Annotated in this window: 1 protein-coding gene; it reads right to left on the reverse strand. The window is 66.9% G+C overall.

All coding sequences use genetic code 11. From position 1 onward, the window contains the following. On the reverse strand, positions 1–236 hold a 236-nt coding region (locus G3O00_RS06995), incomplete at both ends, for a hypothetical protein (RefSeq protein ID WP_206142558.1).

Raw genomic sequence — 236 nt, forward strand, 5'->3', positions numbered from 1 at the left:
GGGTTGGTCGGCGGACGCGGCGACACATGCGTCGGGGCATGGTAGGACTGGGTGGCGCGCGCTGCCGCGGTGCGGGTCTGCAACCCGAACGTCGAGAGACAGGCGAGTGCAGGCGACGGTGGGTAGGCGAACACCGAGGGTCCGGGGACGATGCCGGGCTCGTGCTGGTGACGAAGCACGGTGAACTGACGGTACAGCCCATCGGGCAGCCCGTGCGTAACGAGGGTTTTTTTTTT

It is taken from the genome of Burkholderia sp. Ac-20384 (genome assembly GCF_017104605.1).
GTDB lineage: Bacteria > Pseudomonadota > Gammaproteobacteria > Burkholderiales > Burkholderiaceae > Burkholderia > Burkholderia lata.